The 24,609-nt window shown below is 60.7% G+C and carries 19 protein-coding genes and 1 pseudogene; 13 read left to right on the forward strand and 7 right to left on the reverse strand.

Annotated elements, in window-relative coordinates:
- The first annotated feature begins 319 nt into the window (after nt 1-319).
- Both XH81_RS29410 and XH81_RS29415 read left to right on the forward strand, forming a co-directional pair.
- Entirely contained in the window at nt 320-1,420 is a 1,101-nt protein-coding gene (locus XH81_RS29410) for a helix-turn-helix transcriptional regulator (protein ID WP_271596457.1), read from the forward strand.
- Nucleotides 1,421-1,679: 259 nt separating this feature from the next.
- Nucleotides 1,680-1,853 (forward strand): hypothetical protein, encoded by a 174-nt coding sequence (locus XH81_RS29415; protein ID WP_157158179.1) that lies wholly within the window; start codon nt 1,680-1,682, stop codon nt 1,851-1,853.
- 176 nt (nt 1,854-2,029) lie between these two features.
- Here XH81_RS29415 and opgC read toward each other — a convergent pair whose 3' ends face one another.
- Nucleotides 2,030-3,457 (reverse strand): OpgC domain-containing protein, encoded by a 1,428-nt coding sequence (gene opgC / locus XH81_RS29420; RefSeq protein WP_271596458.1) that lies wholly within the window; start codon nt 3,455-3,457, stop codon nt 2,030-2,032.
- Nucleotides 3,458-3,957: 500 nt separating this feature from the next.
- Between opgC and XH81_RS29425 the strand changes: the two genes are divergently transcribed.
- Nucleotides 3,958-4,617 (forward strand): response regulator, encoded by a 660-nt coding sequence (locus XH81_RS29425; protein WP_028144290.1) that lies wholly within the window; start codon nt 3,958-3,960, stop codon nt 4,615-4,617.
- On the opposite strand, the gene XH81_RS29430 is transcribed toward XH81_RS29425, so the two are convergent.
- Complete coding sequence (locus XH81_RS29430; protein ID WP_162832245.1) at nt 4,612-6,732, reverse strand: MASE1 domain-containing protein; 2,121 nt, start codon at nt 6,730-6,732, stop codon at nt 4,612-4,614. The two genes, XH81_RS29425 and XH81_RS29430, sit on opposite strands and share 6 nt — an antisense overlap.
- Before the next feature lie 1,887 nt (nt 6,733-8,619).
- Between XH81_RS29430 and XH81_RS29435 the strand changes: the two genes are divergently transcribed.
- Both XH81_RS29435 and XH81_RS29440 read left to right on the forward strand, forming a co-directional pair.
- Entirely contained in the window at nt 8,620-8,871 is a 252-nt protein-coding gene (locus XH81_RS29435; RefSeq protein ID WP_212429263.1) for a hypothetical protein, read from the forward strand.
- A 375-nt stretch (nt 8,872-9,246) separates the two neighbouring features.
- Nucleotides 9,247-9,450, forward strand: a complete 204-nt coding sequence (locus XH81_RS29440; protein WP_271596459.1) for a hypothetical protein — start codon at nt 9,247-9,249, stop codon at nt 9,448-9,450.
- 44 nt (nt 9,451-9,494) lie between these two features.
- Here the strand turns inward: XH81_RS29440 and XH81_RS29445 are convergent, their stop codons facing one another.
- Entirely contained in the window at nt 9,495-10,061 is a 567-nt protein-coding gene (locus XH81_RS29445; RefSeq protein ID WP_271596460.1) for a hypothetical protein, read from the reverse strand.
- 23 nt (nt 10,062-10,084) lie between these two features.
- A complete protein-coding gene (locus XH81_RS29450) occupies nt 10,085-11,686 on the reverse strand; it encodes a hypothetical protein (protein ID WP_271596461.1) in 1,602 nt (533 codons plus the stop codon).
- A 658-nt stretch (nt 11,687-12,344) separates the two neighbouring features.
- On the opposite strand from XH81_RS29450, the gene XH81_RS29455 reads away from it, so the two are divergent.
- Nucleotides 12,345-12,509, forward strand: coding sequence for a hypothetical protein (locus XH81_RS29455; protein WP_212447855.1), 165 nt, complete (start codon nt 12,345-12,347; stop codon nt 12,507-12,509).
- Nucleotides 12,510-12,594: 85 nt separating this feature from the next.
- On the opposite strand, the gene XH81_RS29460 is transcribed toward XH81_RS29455, so the two are convergent.
- Complete coding sequence (locus XH81_RS29460) at nt 12,595-12,849, reverse strand: hypothetical protein (RefSeq protein ID WP_271596515.1); 255 nt, start codon at nt 12,847-12,849, stop codon at nt 12,595-12,597.
- Between the two features lie 317 nt (nt 12,850-13,166).
- Nucleotides 13,167-13,538 (reverse strand): annotated as a pseudogene (locus XH81_RS29465) (transposase); the annotation flags it as partial.
- Nucleotides 13,539-15,816: 2,278 nt separating this feature from the next.
- On the opposite strand from XH81_RS29465, the gene XH81_RS29470 reads away from it, so the two are divergent.
- From XH81_RS29470 to terL, 4 genes are all read left to right on the forward strand, one after another.
- Nucleotides 15,817-16,428, forward strand: coding sequence for a hypothetical protein (locus XH81_RS29470; RefSeq protein ID WP_271596462.1), 612 nt, complete (start codon nt 15,817-15,819; stop codon nt 16,426-16,428).
- A 98-nt stretch (nt 16,429-16,526) separates the two neighbouring features.
- Nucleotides 16,527-17,972 carry a site-specific DNA-methyltransferase gene (locus XH81_RS29475; RefSeq protein WP_271596463.1) on the forward strand — a complete coding sequence of 482 codons (1,446 nt, stop codon included), beginning with the start codon at nt 16,527-16,529 and terminating at the stop codon, nt 17,970-17,972.
- A complete protein-coding gene (locus XH81_RS29480) occupies nt 17,969-18,391 on the forward strand; it encodes a DUF5681 domain-containing protein (RefSeq protein ID WP_271596464.1) in 423 nt (140 codons plus the stop codon). Before XH81_RS29475 ends, XH81_RS29480 begins: the two co-directional genes overlap by 4 nt.
- Nucleotides 18,388-19,791, forward strand: coding sequence for a phage terminase large subunit (gene terL, locus XH81_RS29485; protein ID WP_271596465.1), 1,404 nt, complete (start codon nt 18,388-18,390; stop codon nt 19,789-19,791). The genes XH81_RS29480 and terL overlap by 4 nt, the downstream gene beginning before the upstream one ends.
- A 341-nt stretch (nt 19,792-20,132) precedes the next feature.
- Here the strand turns inward: terL and XH81_RS29490 are convergent, their stop codons facing one another.
- Entirely contained in the window at nt 20,133-20,672 is a 540-nt protein-coding gene (locus XH81_RS29490; RefSeq protein WP_271596466.1) for a hypothetical protein, read from the reverse strand.
- A gap of 104 nt (nt 20,673-20,776) precedes the next feature.
- Between XH81_RS29490 and XH81_RS29495 the strand changes: the two genes are divergently transcribed.
- From XH81_RS29495 to XH81_RS29505, 3 genes are read left to right on the forward strand one after another with little or no spacing between them, the layout of a single operon-like run.
- Nucleotides 20,777-21,628: a YqaJ viral recombinase family protein gene (locus XH81_RS29495; protein WP_442868208.1), complete on the forward strand. Its 852-nt coding sequence runs from the start codon at nt 20,777-20,779 to the stop codon at nt 21,626-21,628.
- Nucleotides 21,612-22,748 (forward strand): ERF family protein, encoded by a 1,137-nt coding sequence (locus tag XH81_RS29500; RefSeq protein ID WP_271596468.1) that lies wholly within the window; start codon nt 21,612-21,614, stop codon nt 22,746-22,748. Before XH81_RS29495 ends, XH81_RS29500 begins: the two co-directional genes overlap by 17 nt.
- Complete coding sequence (locus tag XH81_RS29505; RefSeq protein ID WP_212429273.1) at nt 22,745-23,320, forward strand: hypothetical protein; 576 nt, start codon at nt 22,745-22,747, stop codon at nt 23,318-23,320. The genes XH81_RS29500 and XH81_RS29505 overlap by 4 nt, the downstream gene beginning before the upstream one ends.
- The last annotated feature ends 1,289 nt before the right edge of the window (nt 23,321-24,609 follow it).

Consider the following 24,609-nt stretch of genomic DNA (forward strand, 5'->3'; position numbering starts at 1 on the left):
AATGTCATCTCAATTCCTGGTGCAGCAAATATTCCTCGTCCATGGAATAGCGCCGGCACATCTGGACGCATGACCCGAATGGGTCATTCCGGTCCGGGCGCCGCCGCCTTCCGCAGCCATCCGCTAGACTTTCGTCAAGTGCGATTTTTCAGGAAAAACAGGCAAGGGGGCTTGCTTCGAGCCGCCTCCTCACGAAGCATCGCCGGTCAGGGAAACGCGTTGGAGGGCCTCAGATGTCGGGGACTTTCTGCCCGGCATGCAGCAAGGATGCATGCCGGGCTGCAACGAAATGTGCGGGGCTGGGCGAAGGGGACCGCGCTTGAAAGCCGACAAAATCGACGGTGCAGGACTGTCGAGGATCCTCAATCGACTTGGCGAGGCCGCCGTGAATCCTGAAGCATGGCGCGACATCATGGATGACATCTGCAGGGCGGTGGGCGCGTCGGCGGCCATACTCCTTCAAAGTGACATCAGGACCCCCGACGTTCCACGCACGGCATCGATCGCCGAGGCCACCGATCTCTACTTCAGGAACAACTGGCACTTAAGAGACCCGCGCGCCAAGGCTTTTCCGCGCATGATGGCGGGCGAGGTCGTGACCGACCTCGATATGATGACCCCGGAGCAGATTCGCGCCGATCCCATGTACAACGAGGTGCTGTTCCCGTTCGGATACCGGTGGTTCGCCGGCATCGGCTTCTGGGCCGACAGCGCAGCGTGGGCATTGACGATCCAGCGAACCGGCCACGAAGGCGCATTCGAGGCCGCCGACAAGCAACTGCTTGCCCAATTGGCGCCGCGCCTGACCGAGACCGCCACGCTCGCGACGGTGATGGGAAGGGTCGCGCTCACCTCGATGACCGATGTGCTCGACCGGGTCCAACAGCCCGCATTGATCCTCAATCGGGAAGGAATGGTCCTGCGCACCAACACGGCAGCCGAAACTGGATTCGACAACGAGATCCGCATCAGGGAGCGGCGCCTCGTTGTTCACGACAAGCAGGCGATGACGAGGCTCGATCAGCTGATCAGCATGATCCGATCGACGCCGGATGCCGCGGCCATGCCCGCCTCTCCAATCCTTGTCCGCCGGACGGCAAAGCCACCGGTCGTGTTGCGGATCCTGCCGGTGGACGGCGCCGCGCGCTCCGTCTTCCTCGGCGCTCGCGCCATGCTGATCCTGTCCAACCTCATCCCGCGCGCGGCGCCGGACCCGGCGCTGATCGGCCAGGCCTTCGACCTCACGCCGGCGGAATCGCGACTGGCCGCGCTGCTTGCAACCGGCACATCGCTCGCCAGCGCGTCCGAGCACCTGCGCATCTCGCGCGAAACCGCCCGCAACCACCTCAAGTCGATCTTCTCGAAGACGGGCGCGCACCGCCAGTCGGAGCTGGTCAGTCTGGTTTCGCAACTTGGTTGATTTGCATCGTCCAGCTCGGGGACCGGGACCGGGGTCCCCGAACCGCACGATTGCGCGCTGCGCACGATGGAGCGGGCGCTGACCATAACGAACGGGTCATTCCCTGCGAACAGGGAAATTTACAGGGAAAACGCCCACTTCAGGACCCGCCTTGGCAACGAGAGTTGGCGGGAACCACTTGAAAATCCGCCGAAATCCCGAGCGTCGCGGTCGCATCGGAACAGGGAATTTTCGCTGGCAAACAGGGACTCTCCTGGCCGTGAGCACGGAAAAATATCCGGCGGACTTCAGTGGCGCGCCTGTCGGACACTGGCAACGCGGCTACAGTGACAAGGTGACCCCGATCATCGACCGGTTTTGCACGGTGCATGCCAAAGCTGACTTTCGGCTCCTGGCCTATGCTCAATCTGCCCGCTGCGGCTGCGTGCTGTGACCTTCGAAATGGCTCCGTACATCAGCAACACGGCGGAACGCCAGATGGCGACTGAACCGTACGATTCCCGTTGCTGAGACATTCGGCCTCTCGCTGCGAAGAAACGCGATCCTTCACCTCCTAGTGATCTCTCAGAGCGGCTTCGAGGTCTGCCGGAACTTTTCCGTGCCGATGCGTCAAAAGCCATATTCCGCCGATGGAATGGTCGCTGTTGCATTCCTGGCTGCAGGCTTCGGCGACGCCGCGATGACATCCGCCTTCGGCCGTACTAATCCGTCTGCGAGGCCAAACACCTGGTACACTCGGTGGGATTGCCTATCCACGAACCAGCAATTGATGACGGGATTCCGGCCGCCGGCCCATCCGAGCTCGCGCAGTCCTCGGCGGAACGCCTCCAAGGGGCGCCAGCCAACGGTGCCCCAGGCAGCCGGCGGGACGCGCACGCCTGCAGCCAGAGCAACAGTCGGCTGCAGCCGGGGCGTGATCTTGACCAAGTTCAGCAGCGTCGCTGCCACGATCATCATGAGGACTCCACCAACGCTGAGCGTGATCTGCATCGCAAGCCCTTCCGATATGTCGAGCAGCGCCAGGAGGCTAGCGAGCGTCAGCAGGACGCCGAGGCAGAAGATTGGCAACGAGTGCTTGCCACAGAGGATGGCGCCGCGCATCACCGCACTCGTCAATGCTTGCCGATTGGGCGGCACGAACCATACCGCCACAACCGCTAGAGCCAAGAAATGCAATAGACGCAACGGATCGAGATTGGATTTGTCTAGCGGGTAAGCCAATTTGGTCAGCCCCTGCGGGATCAACGCTTCCAACGGCTTGATTCTCCAGCTCAATGCGATGACGAGGCTGAAGATCAGATAGAGAGCGGCGGGCACGAGCACCGTGCGAGACGTTAGCCAGGGGCGCACTCTTTCGCCCTCGATTATCATCCACGCACCAAGAACCGCCAATAGCTGCCAGGCCAGTGGATTGAAAGCCCAATGGCCGCTCGGCCACGCCGGCATGGACCAGCCGAACATTTGCACCAGCGCATAAAGCGCCAGCGAGGCGCCAAGCGTCACGTTCGGCATTCGGAGCAGCAACCACAGCAACGGCGCGAAAAAGAGGTGGAGAAGCACGAAGTTCGGCAATACGTCGGTATTGACCGGACGGTATTGCAGAATCGCTGCGTGGGCGAGCGCCGAGCCCGGCTGATCCAACAGAATGCGCGTATTGCTCTCATCAGCAAGACGGTCCCCGCCTGCGAGGTGAACCAAGATGGCGCAGGCGAGCGTCAGCAGCAGAAATGCGACATAGATGTCCCAACTTCGCCGCAGGGTCCGGCGGATCACGCTGGTCCACCCCTCGCAACTCCGTACTTTGCCGTAGGCTAGCGCGCAGGTGACTCCCGAGACGAACATGAACACTTCCGCGGCATCGCTGAAGCCGTAGTTCCGTAGCGTCAGCCAACTTCCAATGTTATTGGGGACATGATCAAGAAAGATGCACCAGAGCGCGATGCCGCGGCAGGCATCAATGCGAGGGTCGCGGCTGTTGACTTTGAGCTCCGGCCGAGCGCCCGCAAATAGCTTCGGGGATGCGGTCCGATCCTGCATTGGCTTGCCTCGTCCAGGGTACGCGCAGGCTTCGAGAGGAACGATCGAGAGGAACTGAATGTAACAAAAAGCACGCTGCGGGATTCTGACAGCGACGCAGTCCAGAATTGCTTCACACCGACCCGGCCACAACAGCAACTGCGACAATGACGATATGGCCGGGCTGCGCAAAACCCTCTGGTGGAATGGCTGACTGTCGTCATCATCGTGCAAGCGCCGCAGCCTGTAAATCGGCCGGAGGTCGGTACAGAGAGGTGCCTAGGTCCTATGACCAAGGTACCGTCCGTCCTGCCGTCCGTTTGACCTTGGTCAGACATATGATGAGCAATTCATCGCTCGCATTAGAAGGGGCCCGCGAGCTGCGCGCTTCACGTAGTCCGCTCCCTTCTTACCTGACGGCGAACCGCCGGCCGGAGCCGAGATAGAAGATGGACGATTTCGAAGGTGGGTATATGATTTCCTATTGATCTCCGGGCGGCCAGAAGACGGAGACCTTTTCTATGAAGGTGCTTGTTGTTGACGATCACACATTGATTCGGGCCGCGCTGCACGCTGTCCTGAAGCAACTAAAGCGAGAAGCCGTTATATTCGAAGCTTCGAGCGGCCGAGAGGCCATGCACATCGTCGAGGAGCATCCCGACATCAGCCTCATTCTGCTTGATATCAATTTGCCTGATCGCGACGGCTTCTCCGTCCTTTGCGAACTGCGCGATCGCTATGCGAGGACTGCCGTCGTCATTCTCTCGTCCTCCGATGATCAAGACACAGTCAGGCGCGCCTTCAAATTCGGCGCGCTGGGTTTCATTCCGAAAACCACGGAACGCGAGGTGATGCTCAAGGCTATTGAATTGGTGTTCTCCGGCGGAGTTTACATCCCGTTGGAGATACTGGAGAAGACAGCGGGCCCACGGCATGCAAACAAGCCAATGGCGCCCGACTCGCTCAAGGGGCTCGGGTTGACCGATCGGCAGATTGAAGTACTTGCGCTCCTGATGAAGGGGAAGAGCAATAAGGTCATTGCCAGGATGCTCAATATGGCAGTGCCTACGGTGAAGAATCACATCACGGTCGTTCTCAAGGCGCTCGGCGTAGCGACGCGCACCGAGGCCATCATAAAGGTCGGAAAAATGGGCTGGGAGTGGCCGAAATCTGGATCATGAAACTGCCCCAGCGTCTCTCCCACCATCGTGATCCCTAAACAGCTTGTGCATGACAGCGCGGAGCTGCATTGGGTCGACAGGCTTATGCAGCAAAACGTATCCTCTATCCTTGGCGTCCCGCAGTGGCTCAGCTGCCGTATCGCCGCTGATGAGAATGGCAGGAATTGACGAGCCAAACGCCGCATTGATTTGTTCAATTGCCCTGATTCCGGTCTTCCCGCGTGCGAGATGATAGTCCGAGATTATGAGGTCGGGGCGTTGTTCGCGCTCAGCAAGTCGAACCAGTGCGGCTTCGTCGGATCCGGCGGCAAGAACCGAACATCCCCATTTGCTGAGCAATCCGCCCGTTCCCTCCTGCACGATGGGAGTATCGGCAATAACAAGAATTGCCTTGCCGTCGACTGCAAAAGCGCCGGGGTGTGGTAAGTCGGCGGGCGCTGCGGCTCTGACGCATTCGTCGACCTTCGGAACCAGAATCGTGAATCGCGAACCGCGACCCACAGTCGAAGCGAGCTCAATGGGATGGTTGAGAAGCAAGCGAAGCCTGTCGACAATGGCAAGGCCGAGCCCCAGGCCGCCGGACCGGTTCTGCTCCGGAGCAGGAACTTGAAAAAACTCGCCAAAGATATTCTGCTTTTGATCCTCGGGAATGCCGGGACCGGTATCGTATACTTCGATGCGCAGCATTTCACCGCGCCGACGGCATCCGACCAGGATCCCGCCCTTTAACGTATAGCGCACAGCATTGGATACCAGATTCAGCAATATGCGTTCGAGCAGCATGGCGTCGCTCCGTACCCAGGCGTCACTTGGCCTGACCCGTAAGCGCACGCCTTTTTCTCGCGTCGCCTGATCAAACGCCGTCTCGCTTTTTTGCAACAGGCGTCCGATCGGGAATTCGGTAATGTAAGGGATGAGCATCCCGGCATCGAGTCTCGAAATGTCCAGCAGCGAATTGAACATTTCATCCATTTCCTTGCGCGTTGCGTCGACCCGCTCGATCGTCTTTGCCCTCTCCCCTGGTTCGAGCGGCGTGCGCAGCTGGGCAACAAACAGCCCTAATGCATGTAACGGTTGCCGCAAATCATGGCTTGCCATGGCAAAAAAGCGTGACTTTGCGGCACTGGCGAGCTCCAGCTCTTGCGTTCGCTCTGCGACCTTCTGCTCGAGTTCGACGCGCGCGCGGCGCAGACGCTCCTCCGCTTTCTTGCGCACCTCGACATCGGCGCTCAGCAACAAGCTTGGAACGGTAATGCTGATCAAGAACATCAACACCAGCAGGAACGATGCGTTAAGGTCCGTAGTTGCGAACGGGCCGCCGCCCGTGAGCGTGCCCCAGATCGTGATGCCCGCAAGCATCAGGGCGACCGTCGCGGTATCGCGTGGACCGCGGCGCAGCGCCGCCCACAACATCGGCAAGATCGCCAGAAAACCCAGTGGATCTCGGCCGGGCGTTTGCTCGATCAAAGGGCTGAAAGCAATGAGTCCAACAACCGCCGCTGTCGTGAGGACGCCAACCGTCTCCTGAAGCGCATGGCGTTCGAAGTCATGATAGCGGCTTGATGCCCAAAGCACGATAACGGGAGTAATGACCAGTGCGCCTGTCACGTCTCCCAGCCACCAGGTGATCCACGCGTCCGCGAAACTTTTCTGTTCGATGTACCCGAAGATTGTCAGACTGGTCAGTCCAATGCTGGCGCTGATCGGCGTCGCGATGACGACGCAGATCACCGCAAACTTTGCGACAGAATCGGGGGTTGAAAACGTGTTACATCCGCTCGACCACCGATTAATGAGGTAAGCGCCTACAATCGCTTCAAGAGCGTTGCCGGCCGCAATCGCGATTGCGGTAGCAACCGAGCCCGCCGTCGTCGCATTTGCAATCAACGCTGCCGCAAAAATTGCTGGCCAGGTCCGATATCCCCCCAACAGCACCGCCGCCAGCGCGACACCTGTCGGCGGCCAAATTGGCGTTGAACTGGGATGAATGGACGCGAGAGCAAGCCCACCTTTGGCCAAGACGAGATAGATGGCGCCGATTGCGACCAGACAACCGACGTAGCTGACAACTCGGCTAGAATTTGTCTCGGGAGCTAATGATCGAGGATTGGACATCGTCCACGTCCTGGACTAGGCAAATGCTTCGTCTATCGAAACTGACTTTTGATCTCTGGATCTAACATCGCTAGATGGATACTGGCAGATGCACTCAGGTCCAATTGATCACAGCAGTTTGCTGGCGGACTAAGAGACGGCACGTGATCGAGCTGGCCGACTTGCTGTTCAATCCCCGCCGATTGCGTTAGAACCAGTGGGACGAACAGGGCACCGTTGCACCCCGAGGAATTCGCGCCATCTCGTGTTCACCCCGAGCTTTTGGGGGATGCATCGTACGACGAAGATAGGCGCTCCGAAAGCCGGATCTGGACCTGGACCAGGTCGCTGTGCGCGACAAAGGCCTATCTCTCGTTGGAGTCTCGGGACTGAACCACTTGCACGATAGCTTGCTGCGACGTGACGAGGAAGCGGAAGCTTCGCAGAAGCATCTCCATGACCGATGAGGCGACGAGTCCGTTGCGTGGGCCGTGGCGTTTGCGATGGGCGGTGCAAATCGGCCTTGATCGAACAACCGTAAAGAAGCCTGTGATCGAGTGACATCGTTCGACGACTTGCGCGGCGGTCATCAAGTTTGAAGCGCTGCGTCCTTTGTTCGCTATCGCTGACAAAACGGCGCACTCACTTCACCGCATTCAAGCATCTTTGAAAAAGCAGCACTGGCGTGCTCACGCCGCCAGCGGGCGGCAATTAATCACTTGCGTGGGCATCCGAAGACGAATGCGCCGTACTACACGGCCTTCGTCCGGATTGATCAAAGCGAATTGGCGGGCATACCGAAGATTCGCCGGTGTCCCGGCATGCCGGCGATCGTCTTGCTCGCGACCGCTCACCGGGCCGCGTTCGAGTCCACCGTCGGCCGCTCGCATGTCATTCGATCAATCATTCCGACACAAATGACGTGTGAAACGCTTGATAGCCTCTTGCTCTTAAGCGCCAGCCGCACGTTTCGGCGCGCAGTGAGATTACGCCGCTGAAATAGCGACATACCGGCTCGGTCAAGGGATGGCGTGAGAAATCGGATTACTCCTGAGAATATGAAGTCTCGAGATTTCATCGATTTTGGCGTAGGCCGCTCTACAGCCCAAAGCCTCGGCCAATCTCCCGCATCAGCCTGAGCGCGGCGTCAGTATGGCGGCCATAGAACAGCGCGCGATCAAGCTGCGAAAAGATGCCCATTCCAAATAGCGCGATAGCAACGCCTCTAAGCATGGTTGGGGACCGGGTTTGAACGATGCTGCGAAAGTTCAACACGGCCCCAGCCGCAGGATGGGGTCAGCAGCCGGGGCCGGCATTCCCATTCCAATGTGCCGCAATCGGCGGTAATCGGCACGCACCCAGCTAGCCACAGGAAAGCTAACGAACCATTTCGCGTGCGTGATGCGCTTTGCTGTTGCGCAAACCAAAGCCCAACGCTAGGCGAGCGCCGCCCGTACTTATACGGATGCCGAACCAGAGTTGCCGTGGCGTGGCGTCCATCCTTCAGCGGCTTCTTCAGGTTGATTGTATGGCGATCCGATTTTGGGCCGAGGACCCACGAGCCTCAAAGCCCGTGATGGCGACCATTATGCAAGACCAGCCGAAGCAGCGGGGTGTTGCGCCCGCGCTACATTTGGCTGTCAGGCAACATGAGAGTCGTAAACCGAACGGACACGTGCCGCCAAAGCAGAAAAACTGACATCCAGTGACATCAGCGCGGCGAAACCCGGTGGTCGTTTACGTTGCGACCGCCGGGGCTAGCCTGGATCTGAATCGACAGGCAACCTAGCACTTTCGATATATATCTGCTGGCCGGGAAACGCGCATACTGGCACTGTGATTTGCTGAGCATTGTTTTCACATCGAAGGGCGTTCATGCGAACAATATCCCGCGATGATTTCCGAAGCTTGTTCGCGCTCTATGCATGCGCGGGCCGACCGAGCAATGGGCACAATCGTGCACCTCGGCTGCTGAAGCTACTCACGCCCGGCCAAGACACGTCCGATGATCTCCTCGATCATTGGTCAGAGCGCATTGAGGCACCGGGACCGGAAATTGTCGGCGGCGTGCTCAGCGGGGCGGACGACAATACAAATCACGACCATGCCAGCGCGTTTCTCCACGCCTTGCTCAAAGAGCTGGAACAAAGACAGCATTAACTTCGTGGACTGGCCTACTCTAGCGTACGATTTCGCACGCGGTATGGTGCCAGCTGCATCCTAGAACATGAGGCAGGAGGTAAGTTCGGCAGATTTCAAATCAAACTATGGTCGTTATCGTGCGTACTGTCCTTCTTATTCTTGGGATATGGCTCCTGATCAACGTTCTGTTTGTGATGGTTGTCTTGCCCTCGCGCAAGCCGATTCCCCCGCCGAAAAGGTCGGGGAGAACTGGTTCGCCGACACCCGATCGACAAGATCGCTCGCCGCCTGGAGGTGGATGAGCCACAATTGCTCCGGAGCTTTATTGTTTCGGTTGCGTCCTTCCATTCGGTCACGCGCGCGAGGCAGTCAGCGGGCGCTTCAGAGGGCACCATGACATTCTCATCTTGGGTGCCGGCAAACGATCTTGGTGGCGCGGCCAAGACACTATTCTCCCTGGACGACGAAACGAGCGCCTCTGCCTCCACCAAGAACTACGCACCTGCGGATTTGCTGGTCAAAGCTGGGGCGTACAGCGGTGACTTTGCTGGAATGGTCGGGACCGGTGACCGCAGCGCGCTCGGTGCGCGCATCTAGAAGGTCCTATGGCTTTGCGAAGGCGGAAGCAGAATCGCTCTAAGCTATAAGCCAAGCGCGATCTCGGCCCATTTCAACATGCGGTCGCTATTGAGGAACGCCAGCACCGCCGGCTCCAGTGACGCGGGCGCGCCCGGTCCAACCAAAGCCGTCGCTGCCACCATGTCGCAGCGCTGATTGAAGGCGAGTGAGAGCGCGGCGTTGCGATTTGCTTCAAGGCGATAGGCCCGGCTGCGGCCGCGCATCGGACCGACGATGATCTCTCGGCCGGCACCGAGCGGCGTTGCCTTGCCAATCAGCGCCAAGTCGCCCATTTGCTCGAGGTCGCCATCGTCGGCGACGCCCGTGGCGCAATTGCAGAAGCCGAGCTTAGCGCGAACGTAGAGCTGGATCTCGCCGCCGCAATCCCCGGCCTTGCAGCGGAACGCCTTTCCTTTGCCCCAGGGATCTGCGCTGAAAGGCCAGTCGGTTTCCGTCCACACCGGGCGGACCTCGCTGGATGCCGCTGTTGTGCGCGCCGGTTCGCCGGATCGCAATATCCAGATCGCAGCGGCTGCGCACAGCAGCGCGGCGGCTGCGCTGATCGCAACGAATTTGGTTGTCAGGCGCATGGTAGCTTGCCGCGGCACTCTTGCTAATTTTGAGCCATGAACTTTCGTGCGGCCGCGAGGTCCTCCCGCGAGGGGTCGCCATTGCGCGCCATGTCGACGACTTTAGCGTAGTATTGACGGGCCTTCACAGTGTTACCCGCTTTCTCGGCGGCGTGAGCGGCGCCGATCGTCGCGCCAAAGCGGTTCGGCTCCTTGCGCATGGTGCTCTCGAAGGCGGCCAATGCCTCCGTGGCCATGCCGCGCTCGAGCAGCATGGTCCCGTAGAGCTCGCGTGCTGGGGCAAGCGGTCCCGGCGTCACGATGGATTTTTCGGTCTTGTCTTCGGCATCGGCGGCAAGGCGCATCGCTTCCAACGCGTCGGCCTGTTTTCCCTGGGCATTGAGCTGCCAGGCTGCGGCGACCTGCCGCTGAATGTCGACGATCTCCGCCCAATAGGCATCCTTGTCCCGCTGCAGCTTGTCCCGCAGCTCCGCCAGTTTGGCGATGTCCGCGGTTGCGGCGTCTGCATTGCCGGAGCGCGCGGCGCCAAGGGCGCGGGCGAAACAGGTGATCGCATCGACATAGGCAAACCGGCTCGGCTCGGCCTTCAGCGCGGCCGCGCCCTGCCAATCGCCGCGCTCGACCATGTAGCGCGCCTGGCTGGCCGCTATTGCGTAGGGACCGGCGCGGACGGAAGGCGCATAGCCCGTCGTCGCAACCATGTCCGCGATGACGTCGCGGGCCCGGCTGTCCTGCGCAAGCTGGAGCAGAGCGTAGACCATATAGTCGTCGGCATGCAGCTGCTCGCTGGGGTCCTTGCCCTCCTTGGCAGCCTTGGCGGAACGGCTATTGGCCTCGATGGATTCGTTCCAGTAGCCGACGCGCGTGAAGATGTGCGAGGGCATATGCAAAGCGTGCGGCGCCGCCGGCGCGATCTCGGAATAGCGCTTGGCAGCGTCGAGACCTTGTTCTGCGATCGCCGGATAGTCGTAGAGATGGATCAGGTAATGCGCCACGCCGGGGTGCCGCGGCTGTCGCTTGAAGATCGGCTCCAGGATGGCAGCGCCCTTGAGCTGGTTGGCATAAGTCTTGTCGTTTGGTGACGCCGTGACGTTCAGCGTGATGGCGTAGGCGATCTGCGCCTCGTCATCATCGGGATAGCGCGTGGCGACGGCTTCGGTTGCCTTGAGATAGGCCTGCGCGCGCTGGCCAAACGTCGTCGTCTCGTCGCCCGAATAAAAGGCCAGCAGCGCGTCGATATAGTCGCGCTCGCGTTCGCTCTTGGCGCCGAGTGCCCTGGCCTTCTGCAGCGCGGCGAGGCCCTCGGTGAGGTTCTCCTTCGGCGCAGGAAAATGCGGATTGTACAGCAAGCTGAGGCCAATGCCCCAATAGGCGATCGCGCATTCCGGATCGGCCTGCAACGTCTCCTCGAAAATCTCTTTCGCCGGCCGGTACCAGAACGAATGCTGATAGCGCATCCCGCGGTCGAAGCGCCGTTGTGCCACCTCGTTGCAGGAGGTCTGGAAGTGAACCTTGCCAAACTGCTCGTCGGTGCCGTCTTCCGCGCGGGCGGCAGGCGTGCCGGAGATCGAGCCCAGGGTAGCGAGGGTGAGAAGAGAGACGGTTCTCAAGACGAGCGCGCGCATCGGCCCCTCCGTTTCTGTTCAGAAAGCAATTTGGTCGGATGGCGCTGATAAAAGTTGTGGCGCCGAAAGTTCGTAGTGCTGAAATTGGCGATGGCAACTGCCATCGTTGAAAGGATTTGCCCATTCGTGACGCGAGTCAATAGGAGCGTGGGGATTAGTGTTAGGGAAGCACGTCTGTCAGACTCCATCCGCCCGCCGCGAAATCCTAGCGGATGGCGACGCTAGTCCGCCATTCCACCCCACGCCTGCCGCCGGACTACTGGCGGGCCCTCCTTGGTGATCCACGCTTCGAGGCGAGGTAGGCCAAGTGTGGAATAACGACCGCGTGCTGTTTGCCGGCGTCTGCTTATGGATGACGCCCGTTCAAAGAAATGCGCGCTTAACCTGAGTCATCGCTGCCTTTGTTGTCACACTGGACAAGTCCTTTAGATCGGATGCGCGCTGGATCAAGCAGACGCAACCTGCGGGTCCTTTGTTGTTCTGGCCATTCGCAACAGCGTCGGGACCATCGTCATGCGCAGACAATCAGATACCAAGGCCCAGCAAGCCCCCCGCAAAGGATGCACCCCACCCTCGCTTCCGCCCGTCGGGCAAACTCTAGATAGCACCCGTAAATTTCCCAATGTCGCCCGCCTCAGGCCGGCGACAAGATGACAACATGAAAGCATCGAAGCCGAAGGAATGGAGCGACCTCGAACGCAGGAAGCTTTCGGCAATGAGCCGCCGGCGGTACGGCGCGGCGGAGATCGCCGCGGCCCTTCGCCGGCATGTCGGCTCAGTCAAGCGAATGGCGCGAGAAATGGGGCTACTTCTGAAAAGATGATAATGCACGAATTTCGTCGATCTATTGTTAGAGAGAAAGCCTGTCCGCGTTCAACCGACGCCTGGCCTTACCGAGGCGATCAGGCTCATTCGGTGTAGGAGCGGTGGCGCTCGGTTTCGACCGATTCGTTTGACGCCAAACAACGTCGTGCCCGCTCGATCTGTGCGTCGGTGGCGCCGCGAGCATACATCTCGGCCATGGGCGTTGAGTACTTCGCGACATAGTATCTGACGTCCGTACAAGATACGCGCCCGGAGGGGCTGCAATTGCGCGCTGCGAACGCTTCGGAGCTCGGAGAAATCAGCAATACGACAGCAGCGCCGAGAGCACCCACAATCATTCTGGTCATTCCCCCCATCTAAAGCCTTCACCGCAGCAGGCCTGAATCGCGTCGAGCGCGCAAATTGACAGTCACGCGATGGTGCAAAGTATTCCGATACTGTTGCTTTTCATGCGTCGTCTTCGTCGATAGGGCTGAGTTTCGGTCCAGCCGAGCCGCTGCGGCGGTCGATCTATGACCCCGCGGGCTTTCAGACAGAGGCCGACAAGAACAAGGGAACGCTTATCAGCTATCATGAGCTTCGGATCTAACCCATTGAAGAGATGGATCGGGCAAATGTTGCGCCCGACTTCGGACTACGATGTGCTCGCGCCATACAGCCGACTGACCTCGCTCTTGGAGATGCCGGTCATGCCCATCGCCTGCACCAGATTGCCCACCGAGCGGGTGGAGACACCCTGCACATAGGCTTCCTGCACCACGGCGGTGCTGCGGCGCGGCTCCAGAAAGCGAGGGAAGTAGGAGCCCTTGCGCAGCTTGGGAATCCGCAGCTCAACCGCACCAGCGCGGGTCTCCCAGATCCGTTCGCGGTAACCATTGCGCTGGGCAGGCATTCGGAGGTCGTCTCGCCATAGGCGGCCCCGGTCTGGCCTTCTTTCAGCTCCATCGGCCTTTTGGCGGCAAAGCCGATCATCTCACGCAACAGATCGGCATCAGGTCTTCTCCACGAGCCTGCGCAGGTTCATCATGTCATCGGTGGAATTCCTCGGTTGCGTTGGCGTGTCGCAACCCGATCCTGCCGGAGAACTGCCGGTGAGCCCGCAAAGCCGCCCGCCCGCTGCGGCGCTATTGGCGGCGCGCGTCCGGGCGGCTTTGCTCTACCGAGTTAACACCCCTCCGGGGGACACGACCCACAGCGGTCCCTGCACAACCCTAAATGCCGGGTAAGCTGCTGGCGGAACTTTGTGCGATGGCGATATCCAAGGGCGGCCTTGTCCGCGGGCGGCAGTCGCCCAGAGCTGTCCATTTTGCCTCCGAAAACCGTGAGGCCCGAGCGGCAAGTGTAGCTGCTTGCCGCTTTCAGCCATCGACGTGGGACGATCCGCCGAGAAAACCATACGACCAGCGTGCGAAAGCGAGCAGAACCGATGGCCCAATTTAACTAGTCTGGGGGGTGGTCCCAATCGCGGGCCATCTGTTCTGGGGCAGTATGATGGAGGGGGCGTGCAATGGACGCTCGTGCGCGACTGGATGGTTGTCATTTCGCTCTGCGCCAACATTTTGAGGCACTCGCGTCTCAAGTATCCGAACTTGAGGACCTTCGAGACCGAGTGGCCAAGGCGGAGCGCGGAATCGTCGGTGTGGCAGGCGAAACTAGAGCCAGGAAGGCGGTTTACGACGGCAGCGCGGTGGGCCCGGCCATCAACGCGATCATCTGATTCAGCGTAAGAGTCCGGGCTTTGACGACTGAATTTGCTGCTACCCGCCCCAACCGGGGGGTAGGACCTTGGAAATTCGTGATTACCGACCGCAATTTGAGCAGATGTCCGCCGATGAGTTGTGGGCTCTCTACACGGACGTCGATCAGATTCTCGCGGCGAGGATCGTTGCCAAAAAGCAAGAACTCGACAGGCGACTCGAACAACTCCACCATAGCAACGGATCTGGCGGTTCATCAGAGTTCAGCGTCCGCACATCATCATCGGGACGCGACCGGCTCTGAGGAAGGGCGTCGCGCTTGCCGCACACCTTGCGGGCGAACGAAGCTCCACGCAGCTGATCGGGCCATCGGTCAATGTCTGCCGGGGGTCGCTTCAGCTTGTGGCTGCACGTGTCGTCCTGGCAACAGACCAAGAGACCGCAGCCCAGAACCAGCTGATGTCCATAACAGGGAGCAATGGCAATGCATAGCATCGCCGACGTCAGCTGCGTTATTCTTCAATGCCTGGACGAATATCAGATCACTAACGTTGAACCGCTCGTGTTGAAGTGTTTCCCGGATATCGACCGGCACACGCTTTGGCAGGCGTACAACGTCGCCTTGGTGGCATACACGTCAGGCATAGGCCTTCACCACCAGCAAAAGGAAGCAGCAGCCGCTGCAATAACTGAGTTTGGAAAATGCACGGGTCGATCTTAATAAATTCCGTTCGGAGACCGGCTCGGCAGGTCGATCGATGCCAACACCGGCGCGATTGCTGGTACACCCGAAACGACCGGCGGCCGCTCAAAGCGCTATGTAAAATTATGTAAAATGTCGCTGTCGCCTACCGCCAATTGTTGAAAGTCGCTCCATTCTCGCTTCGCGCAATCGATTGTCAATCAAAGGACATTACGATGACCCGCGTATCCGAGATATCGTAATTGCAGCGGAGGCATTGGCGGCGGTGCGCTGGCCACTGTGTGGCTTGAACCTAAGCTCCTGCTTTGCCTCTTGACCACCTGCTCAAGCGCAAGAGCGGCGCGCTGATCTGCCAGGTGTCCCAACAGTCGCTTGCCCGCCTGCGCATCAGGCCGAAATCTGCGGTCACCCACTAGCGTGGAATGACGCTCGCGTTTCACGCGCTCCCAAGGGCGCCATCTCTAATTTGGGATTGGCTAGCGAAGCTGCGCCGTGAACGGCCGCGGCTGCTCGAGCCGGCTCGACGAGCCCTTGAATTGGCGTCCAGCAACCGTCGTCAACTGATCCCACGCGTCAGGAATGAACGCTTACCTGGACAGCCAAGGTCCGAGGTCTGTCAGGAGCTAATTCTCATCGCCTATTCGCGGCGCGGACGCGATCTGTTCTTCCCCCTTTGATGTGCAGCTGAGCGGTCTGGACCGGGCGTCGTCTTCCGAAGCTCATTTGTCTAAACCGGCAAAGAAATCCTCAGCTGCACCGGATTCGACCATCCCGGTCTGAACGACCGTAGAGCTACGGGGTTGACGTTTTGCGGTTGCGTCCCAGGTTAATTCTGAGGACCCGCATTGCCCCGTTACAGAAGCCTTCACGAGGACCAACGCGACAAGCCGCGCACGATCGCGGACGTGATCGAAGTTCTGCTCTTAAATGGCGCATTCGACGGCGCGCAGGTCGGGAAAATCAGGGTCGGCGGCTTGCGGCTTCCCTCGCAACAAATTGTCGGCCTGGTCGGCGCCTTTGTCGAGAGTGCGGCGGACGAAACGATCGCACTGCACACCTCTCAGTTCTTCCGGGCACAGCGTCAAATTAGCGCCGGGTTTGAAATCTTCGACATCTTCAAACTCGACGGCGCGACCTTCGACGGGAGCGGCGCGGTCCAACTTTCGGATGGCACGCGGCTTCGCGCCGTTGAGCTCACACCGTCATTGCTTCCATATCATGTGACGGAGCTGGAGTGGTGTATCATCCGCCATACGATCGCATTCATGGGGGTTGAGTCGGAGTGCCGTTACCTGCTCCCCTCCGAGCGGTTCTGCTACGCGCTCGATTGCAGCGCGCTCCCGGCTCTCCAAGACCGCGTTCCCCTGTTAAAGCAGATCCGCGGCTACATTCTCGACCAAGACCCCGCACTTGAGGACCTCTCCGAACAAAAGATAGCGGACGCAATGTGCAAGTTCGGCATTCGGATACCGAGAACGCGCAGAACGCGACGCCTCGGATCGACCGCAGCGACTTGAGGCGTTTTGTTGCCACAATTGGACTTGGATCACGATTGATGCGCGAGTTATGAAAATGCTGAATATGACGAGCTTCGTTGAACAAAATGGAGCTCCCCATGACCCTGGACCGCGCCACGATGGAGGCCGTCCACAAACTTCGGCGGGGCAGGCGCAAATCTCGCCTCTCCAAACCAGCATCAACCGCGTCGAATGACGCCCGCCCCCTGCCCGAGCAGCAGCTCGACTGGGGCGAAACACGGCTGCTGCCACTCCCGTCCCTCAAGCGCGCGAAAAAGAACGCGCGGACACACTCCAAGAAGCAGATCCAACAAGTCGCAAACTCGATCCTGCGCTATGGATGGACCTATCCCATCCTGGCCGACGAGGATCGGCGCATTATCGCCGGCCACGCCCGCTGGGAGGCGGCCAAGAAGCTTTCCCTCAAGGACGTCCCCGTTCTGGTGCTGCGCGGGCTCAGCGACCCCGAAAAGCGCGCGCTGGCGCTCGCCGACAACAAGATTCCAGCGAACGCAGGCTGGGATCGCAAGCTGCTCGCCGAGGAACTCGGTGAACTTGCCTCGCTTCTCCCAGACTTCAATCTCACCCTCGACATCACCGGGTTTGCGCCGGCCGAAATCGACGGGCTGATGCTCGATTTCGGCAACTCGGAGCACGATTCAGCTGACGCGTCCTGCACAATCGGCGAGCAACCCATCAGCCGCAGGGGCGAACTGTGGCAGCTTGGCACGCATCGCGTGCTGTGTGGCGATGCCTGCGATCAGAGCGATTGGGCGAGGCTGATGGGGTCCGATCGGGCCCGCATGCTGATCGCCGATCCCCCTTACAATGTGCAAATTTCCACAACGATCGGCCGCGGCAAGATCAAGCACCGCGAATTTGCGGTTGGGTCCGGTGAAATGTCGTCGCCCGAGTTCACCAACTTTCTCACGCGCTGGATGCGCTTGGCCGCCCAATTCTCGCACGACGGCTCACTGCACTTTGCGTTCGTCGATTGGCGCCATATCGGCGAAATGCATGTCGCGGGCCGTGCCGTCTTCGGTCCGCTGCAGAACCTGGTGGTATGGACCAAGACCAATGCCGGCCAAGGCAGCTTTTACCGGTCCCAGCACGAACTGATCTTCCTCTACAAAAATGGCGATGGGCCGCATCTCAACAATGTTGAGCTGGGCCGCCATGGCCGCAACCGCTCCAACGTCTGGACCTATGCCGGCGTCAATACCTTCCGCCAAGGCCGCCTCGACGATCTCACGGTGCATCCCACGGTGAAGCCGGTCGCCTTGATCGCGGATGCGATCAAGGACTGCACGCGGCGCGGCGACCTCGTCGTTGATCCCTTCCTGGGATCCGGCACCAGCCTGCTCGCCGCGGAGCGCGTCGGCCGCAAGGCCTATGGGCTGGAGATCGATCCGCTATATGTCGACGCCGCGATCCGCCGTTGGCAGAACGTCACAAAACGCGATGCGATTCTCGCAGTGACCGGCCAGACCTTCGATGAGGTCGCCGCCGAGCGCGCCGCCGCCACGGCGGGGAGCAGCACATGAGCCGCAGGCCCCCGCGCCGCGCCGGCGCGTCCGACGCAAAAGATGGAGTCGGCTACGGCAAACCGCCGGCCGAGCATCGGTTCAAACCGGGCCAGAGCGGCAATCCGAAAGGGCGGCCCAAGGGCAGCAAGAATGAGTGGACCATCATCAACAAGCTTCTTAACCGAAAAATCGACATTCGTGAAAACGGACGACTGCGCAAGATCACCGTGCTCGAAGGCATCCTGACCAGATTTGCGGACGACGCGCTGAGGGGCAAGGACAAATCGGCCGCCTTCCTTCTCAACCGCCAACAATTGCTCGAAACGTCATCCGAGCAGCCCGCCAACGACGTCCTCGATATCGACGACCGCAAGGTTTTGGATTTTTACGCCGACCAACTTTACGAGAAATTCAAAAAGCAAGGAGATTCCGAATGACCAAACACGACTTCGCATTGTTCAGTGCCATCATACGCGCTGACTTCGTCAGCTTTGTCTACCGCTGCTTTCTCCACCTCAACCCCGGTGCTCAATTCCTGCCCAACTGGCACATCCATGCAATTGCCTATCAGCTGGAGCGCGTCCGCCGCGGCGAAATCACCCGGCTGATCATCAACATGCCGCCGCGTTACCTCAAATCGATCACGGTGTCTGTGGCCTTTTCGGCCTTTCTGCTTGGGCTCTCGCCAGGCCGCCGCATCATTTCCATCAGCTACGGCGATGAGCTCTCGGCCAAACATGCCAGCGACTTCCGATCCATCGTGCATGCCGAGTGGTACCGGCGCGCGTTTCCGGACATGCGCATCGTGCGCAGCACCGAATCCGAGCTGATCACGACCCGACGCGGGTCGCGCAGAACGACATCGGTTTCGGGGACGTTGACAGGGCTCGGCGGCGACGTGATCCTGATTGATGATCCGCAGAAGCCGATCGATGCGCAATCGGACTCGCGTAGAACCGGCACCAACCAATGGGTAACGAATACGCTGATGTCGCGTCTGGACAACAAGCAGACCAGCGCGGTGATCGTGGTGATGCAGCGCGTTCATCTCGACGATCTGTCCGGGTTTTTGACCAGTTCATCCGATGATTGGGAGGTGCTCAGCCTGCCCGCGATCGCGGAGACCGACGCCGCGATCCCGATCGGCCCCAACCAATTCCATTTCAGGAAGTCAGGAGAGGCGCTGCATCCGGCCCATGAATCGATCAAGACGCTGCGCAAGCTGCGCCAGACGCTCGGGCCGGACGTGTTTGCGGCGCAGTACCAGCAGGCGCCGGTGCCGGCCGGCGGCGCCATGATCAAGCGCGTTTGGCTGCGATATTACGACGAAGCCCCCTCAAGAGATGTGCTGGGCTGCCGCGTCATCCAGAGTTGGGATACGGCCGCCAAAAATGGCGCGCAGAACGACTGGTCTGTTTGTACGACGTGGCTGGTCATTGACGGGAATTACTACCTGCTCGACCTTGTGCGCGGTCGGTTCGAATATCCCGCCCTCCGCGACACCGCACTCCAGCTCGCCAAGCGCTTCAAGCCGCACGAGATCCTGGTCGAAGAGGCCTCGACCGGAATTGCCCTGGCGCAGGAACTCCGAGACCAGGGCGACTGCTTCGTCAACCCTGTCAAAATCAATCATGATAAGGTTGGTCGGCTCTACGTCCAGCAGAGCAAATTTGCCGCCGGACGCGTACTGTTTCCGAGAAACGCGTCGTTCCTGGCCGAGCTCGAGATGGAGCTACTGACCTTTCCGCAGGGCCGCCACGACGACCAGGTCGACAGCATCAGCCAGGCGCTGGCCTACGAGGACAACGGCTACGATTACACGCTGAGTTGGGTCTGATGAGGCCGCGAGCCTCTCCATCACCCTCATGCAGCCCGAGCCGCAGGTGGTCGAGCCGAGTTCGCGACGGGTCCAGACGTGAACATCAAAACGATCGTGGGGGGCGCTCAGCGCCCCCTTCGGCGAAGGGCGTCGACGTGGTGGCATTTGTCGCGGTCGCCAGGCGCTCGGCGGTGAAGCCGTGAAGCTGTTAGTGGAATAGTTATGGGTACCAGGGCGCAGTTCGGGCCCCAAGCAGCCCCACGCGCTAAGCTCCGCCAGACTTACGTGGCCCTGAGGAGCTTCGCCGCAGCTGTGGACCAATGCGGTCAATTTCCAGAACGAAGCCAAGTGCTCGCGCGTCAACCTTCCGTGGTGCCTAGCGAGCGAAGCGCCCGCCGCTGTTGCGCCAAAGCGTACCGCTCATAGCGCTCAAGCGCTTTGAGGCGTTTGAGGCCTGCCGGAATGGGGTCGGCCAAAAGCCCGGCCAACATGTCCTGCCGCAAACGGCGGAGCCGCAGCAGCGCGAGCTTGGACCGCGCCAGCGCCAGCGCCGAGGCCGGGGTGACCCCATGCCCGAGCCCAGAAGCAATCGCGACTGCAAAATTCGCGGTCTCCGCCGGATCGCCGATCGCGCTCCGCGCCAAGCCATGGCGCACCGCATTTTGACTGGACCTTGTCTTTCCACCCGCCGATTTCGGTCCGGTGCTGCGTGTGGCATTGCGGCGATTGGCTTCGATTTGTCGAACTGACGCCATGTCCCAGGTCCTCGGTTTTGGCTGATCATAGCCATTGGAAAGGTCGCTCCAACGCATTGAAAGATAAAGGGTTTTAAGGCCAAAAGAACAGCAAATTCGCTGCAGAAAGGACTGGCATTCCCGCGCAAAAGGAGCGTTAATCACAAGACCGGCCGGGGGCTCTTGGCCCCGGTCTCTCCCCTCGCAGTGGCGGGGCTTTTGGTGGTGCGGCGGCAAGCCGCGTAACCCAGGAGAGACCGGTGACCACGATTGCAACCGACGGCGCCGCGGCGCCCCGTTCCGTCATCACATTCAACCGCCACGACCGCCGCGCCTTCATCGGCGGCTCGGACGCCCGCATCATCATGGGCGATGATCAGGACGAGCTGCTGCGCCTGTGGCAGGAAAAACGCGGCGAGAGCGCGCCGCAAGATTTGTCCCGCAACCTGATCGTTCAGCTTGGCATCGCCACCGAAGACCTCAACCGCAGCTGGTACCAGGACGCCACCGGGTACGTCATCACCGACATCCAGAAGCGGGTGCGGCACCCCGTCCATGCCTGGATGGCGGCCACGCTGGACGGCATCGTCGCGCCGACCGGCGCGGTGTTCGAGGCCAAGTTCATGCTGCCCTGGGCCTTTACCGAGGAGGCGGCGGCCGACAAGCACATGGCGCAGCTGCAGCACAACATGTGGGTGGTCGCGGCGCGCGCGGCCGTGCTCTCGATCATCACCGGCGGCGGCAAATGGGTCGAGATCACCGTCCATGCCGACCCGCTCTACCAGCACCTGCTGCTGACCGCGGAAAAGAAGTTCTGGCGCTGCGTGCAGAGCGGCGAGCCCCCGCTGCTGTTTGGCATCGACACCCCGCGGCCGCGGCTCGCCGCCGTCAAGGTGGTCGACATGACCGCCTCCAATCTCTGGGCCGCATGCGCGGCGACCTATTTGCGCACCCGCGAGGCCCATGGCGAGCACGAACTGGCCAAGAGCGAGCTCAAGAAGCTGCTGCCTGAGGATGCGAAGGAAGCGTTCGGCCACGGCATTCGCGCCAAGCGCTCCAAGGCCGGGGCCATCAGCTTTGATCCGGTGGAGATGGAGGCCGTCCATGCACCAGGCCAGTGAGCATATCGGGGCGATCGCGGCGGCGCTGGCCCGCGCCCAAGCCGAACTGACCAACCCGGAAAAGACCCTGACCGCTCAGATCCGCTCGCCGTTCCTGCGCGATGACGACCGCACCTTTCGCTACGCCTCGCTGGCGAGCGGCCTCGACATCGTGCGCAAGACGCTGAGCCAGCAGGAGATCGCCGCCATCCAGACCACCCGGGTCGAGGCAACCTCCGGCCACATCCATCTCACCACCCTGCTCGCCCATTCCTCCGGCGAATGGATCTCCTCGGACTGGCCGGTCTGCGCCGCACGGGACGTCGAGGCCCCGCATCGGATGGGCGCGGCGCTCACCTACGCGCGACGCTACGCCCTGTTCGCGCTGGTCGGGATTGCCGGCGAGGATGATCTAGACGCCCCCGATACGGCCGCGGGTTCCCCCGCACCGCCGAACCTCAAGGCCTCGCCCGGCAAGGGCGCTCTCAACCGTGCCCCGGTGCTGCGGTCGGGCGAGTCCGCCGCACTCCGGGAGCAGCTGTTGCGCCAGCTCGAAGCGCTGCCCGCCAGCACCGATCTGCTCAGCTGGGCCATGGCGAGCCTCCCGCTCAAGAACAGCCTGCAGGAGCCGGATGCCCGGCGCGTCGAGGCAGCTTATCAGGCCAAGCTTGAGGACGCTGGCCGTGCTCAGGCGGAGCAAGCGGCCGACTTGGCTGGCATGCCAAACCTGCCCGCAGCGCCTGCTGCTGACGCCGAGGCCGCGCTGCAACCCGCGCTCCCCGAGGCCGGGCTCGCCTATCCCAAGGAGCCGCCGCGCAAACGCAGCAAGGCGCACCTGTTGTTTGTTAGGGGGCAGCCCTGCCTGGTGTGCCGGCAAACCCCGTGCGATGCGCATCATCTGAAATTCGCTCAAGCCCGGGCGCTCGGCCGTAAGGTCAGCGATGAGTTCACTGTCCCCCTGTGCCGCGCGCATCACCAGGAGCTGCATCAGCACGGCAACGAACGGGCGTGGTGGGCGAACCTGCAGATCGCGCCGTTGCCGGTGGCACAGGAGCTGTGGGCGGCGAGCCCCGTCCACGATCCTGCCAACGTCGCCGCCGCGCCTGTGGCTATCAGCTTTGGGTCGGAGGCCGCCCGATGAACGGCCTGTTCCCAACCGGGCGCGCGCTAGCCATAACGGCGTTGCCGGCCGAGTTTGAGTCCTTGGCGCCCCCGCCCCTGCTGCTGCCGGGCGAACAGCTCGAACACTACCAGGCGCTCCGGCAGGCGATCTTTGCCGACCTCGCGCCGCGGTCTGCCATCGAGTGGCTGCTCGCCATTGACGTCGCCGAGCTGTCCTGGGACATCCAGCGCTACCGCATGTTGCGGCATCAATTGCTCGAGGCCTATCGCCACAAGGCGGTTGAGGCGGCGCTGCGGCGCATCGACATGGTTGGAATTGATCCCGAGTTCGAAGCGGAGGCCGAGACCTACACGCTACAAAATGCACTGAGCTGGCGGATGGATCCCGTCGCTGCGTCCGAGATCGAGGCGCGGCTCGCGGCCTATGGCTTTGACCAACACGCCATCACCACCGAAGTCTACGTTCAGGCGCGCGAGGTCCTGGTCTTGTTCGAGGGGCTGCTCAACGCAGCACAAACCAAGCGCATGCTGCTCCTTCGCGAAATCAGGAATCAGCGCCTCCTCAGTGGACCGCTGCGCCGGCCGCGTTGAAGAATAGCTTTGGTCATGGAGCACGTGCCCCTATTCAGATTTACGCTCAAGGACAATTTCAGTCGGATCGCACTTTGAACGGCGCCGAACCCGTGTGAGACCGGATTCTTCGCAATCCCTCATGTACGGATGGGCCCGTGGCTGCCCTTCGCTCACAGGACTGCGATGTAGCTTTCGGAACTGAGCCGAACATCGCAATTCGAACTAGCCAAGGGCAGCCTTTCACCGGTCCATGATGTCGGTATCACCGCTGTGGGCAATAACTTGCTCCACTGCCGATGCGACACGTCAAGGTGTTCAGCCCATCTGGCAACAACTCGCGCTTTTTGAGATCAGTCGCCAGGTTGCGAATAAGGGCGCACTCAGCGGCGTCTCGGCGAAGCTTCTCGGACTGGACCTGCCTGTCTTTCATAGCAGTCGCCAAGTTCCTGGTTGGAACATTACAAATATCTGTTCCCGGTCACAAGTGAACACAGCGGTATCGCCGACTGGGACTAGCCTCCAATTGCATGGCGCTCCTCAGCGCCAGCCGTCGGACCGCCTTGGCCCCGCACTGTCCCCTCCAGCCCCTAGGGGCCAAGGCTGGCCCGAGGGGCTTTGCAGCATTAAGAGCACGGGGGATTGTTTCGCGATCAGCCGATGCAACAGTGAGACGCCTTTGGTCAGCCGGCTAGTACTACGTTTTAGCAGCCTGACCATTTCCAGCCCTCAACGCATTAGCTCGTAGTGTGGCAACGGCTTTTCGAGCCGCTTCGCTTCGTAGTTTTGCTGCGGCGTTTGCTGCACGTGTGACCGCAGCCTTCTTCCCGGCGTCTTTCATGTAGGCGTTGGTGCGTTTTCCTTTCACTTCCTGCCCAGTGAGCAGGTTGCGCCTTCAGCGCAGCAAGCGAAAAAAGACCAACGATGGTGATTGCACAGCCACGCGAGATTGTCTGGATCATTGTTCGACGCCTCATGCCGTCCCCCGCCGGTGGCGCAAGAACGGTCAGCTCTTCTAGCGCGAACTCCTCTTTGCAGTGATCGCATCGGGTGGCTTTGAGCATGCGTGCATTTGCATTCAGTTGTGGCGGAATTCGGTAGGTTCTTACTCCCTGCGCTAAGGCGCGCGCCTCCAGTTAGACGACGGTCTGGGCTTTGCATTAGTTGCGGAACGCGGCGAAGCAAAGTCGCGGGCGTTGCAGATTTACCACCCAAATAAGCATTCAAGATACTAAGCTCGTCAATGGAGACGGGCCGAACCATACTTTCATAGCTTACTTTTCATTCGAATAGCGGGGACGGAAAGTGTT

Source organism: Bradyrhizobium sp. CCBAU 25360 (assembly GCF_028128695.1).
In the GTDB taxonomy this organism is placed as follows: domain Bacteria; phylum Pseudomonadota; class Alphaproteobacteria; order Rhizobiales; family Xanthobacteraceae; genus Bradyrhizobium; species Bradyrhizobium ottawaense.

Coding starts and splice junctions, on each gene's coding strand:
- XH81_RS29505 (WP_212429273.1), top strand. CDS start 22,745: ATGAACGGCCTGTTCCCAACCGGGCGCGCGCTAGCCATAACGGCGTTG.
- XH81_RS29475 (WP_271596463.1), top strand. CDS start 16,527: ATGACCCTGGACCGCGCCACGATGGAGGCCGTCCACAAACTTCGGCGG.
- XH81_RS29450 (WP_271596461.1), bottom strand. CDS start 11,686: ATGCGCGCGCTCGTCTTGAGAACCGTCTCTCTTCTCACCCTCGCTACC.
- XH81_RS29425 (WP_028144290.1), top strand. CDS start 3,958: ATGAAGGTGCTTGTTGTTGACGATCACACATTGATTCGGGCCGCGCTG.
- XH81_RS29455 (WP_212447855.1), top strand. CDS start 12,345: ATGAAAGCATCGAAGCCGAAGGAATGGAGCGACCTCGAACGCAGGAAG.
- XH81_RS29480 (WP_271596464.1), top strand. CDS start 17,969: ATGAGCCGCAGGCCCCCGCGCCGCGCCGGCGCGTCCGACGCAAAAGAT.
- XH81_RS29440 (WP_271596459.1), top strand. CDS start 9,247: ATGACATTCTCATCTTGGGTGCCGGCAAACGATCTTGGTGGCGCGGCC.
- XH81_RS29430 (WP_162832245.1), bottom strand. CDS start 6,732: ATGTCCAATCCTCGATCATTAGCTCCCGAGACAAATTCTAGCCGAGTT.
- XH81_RS29500 (WP_271596468.1), top strand. CDS start 21,612: ATGCACCAGGCCAGTGAGCATATCGGGGCGATCGCGGCGGCGCTGGCC.
- terL (WP_271596465.1), top strand. CDS start 18,388: ATGACCAAACACGACTTCGCATTGTTCAGTGCCATCATACGCGCTGAC.
- opgC (WP_271596458.1), bottom strand. CDS start 3,457: ATGCAGGATCGGACCGCATCCCCGAAGCTATTTGCGGGCGCTCGGCCG.
- XH81_RS29460 (WP_271596515.1), bottom strand. CDS start 12,849: ATGATTGTGGGTGCTCTCGGCGCTGCTGTCGTATTGCTGATTTCTCCG.
- XH81_RS29445 (WP_271596460.1), bottom strand. CDS start 10,061: ATGCGCCTGACAACCAAATTCGTTGCGATCAGCGCAGCCGCCGCGCTG.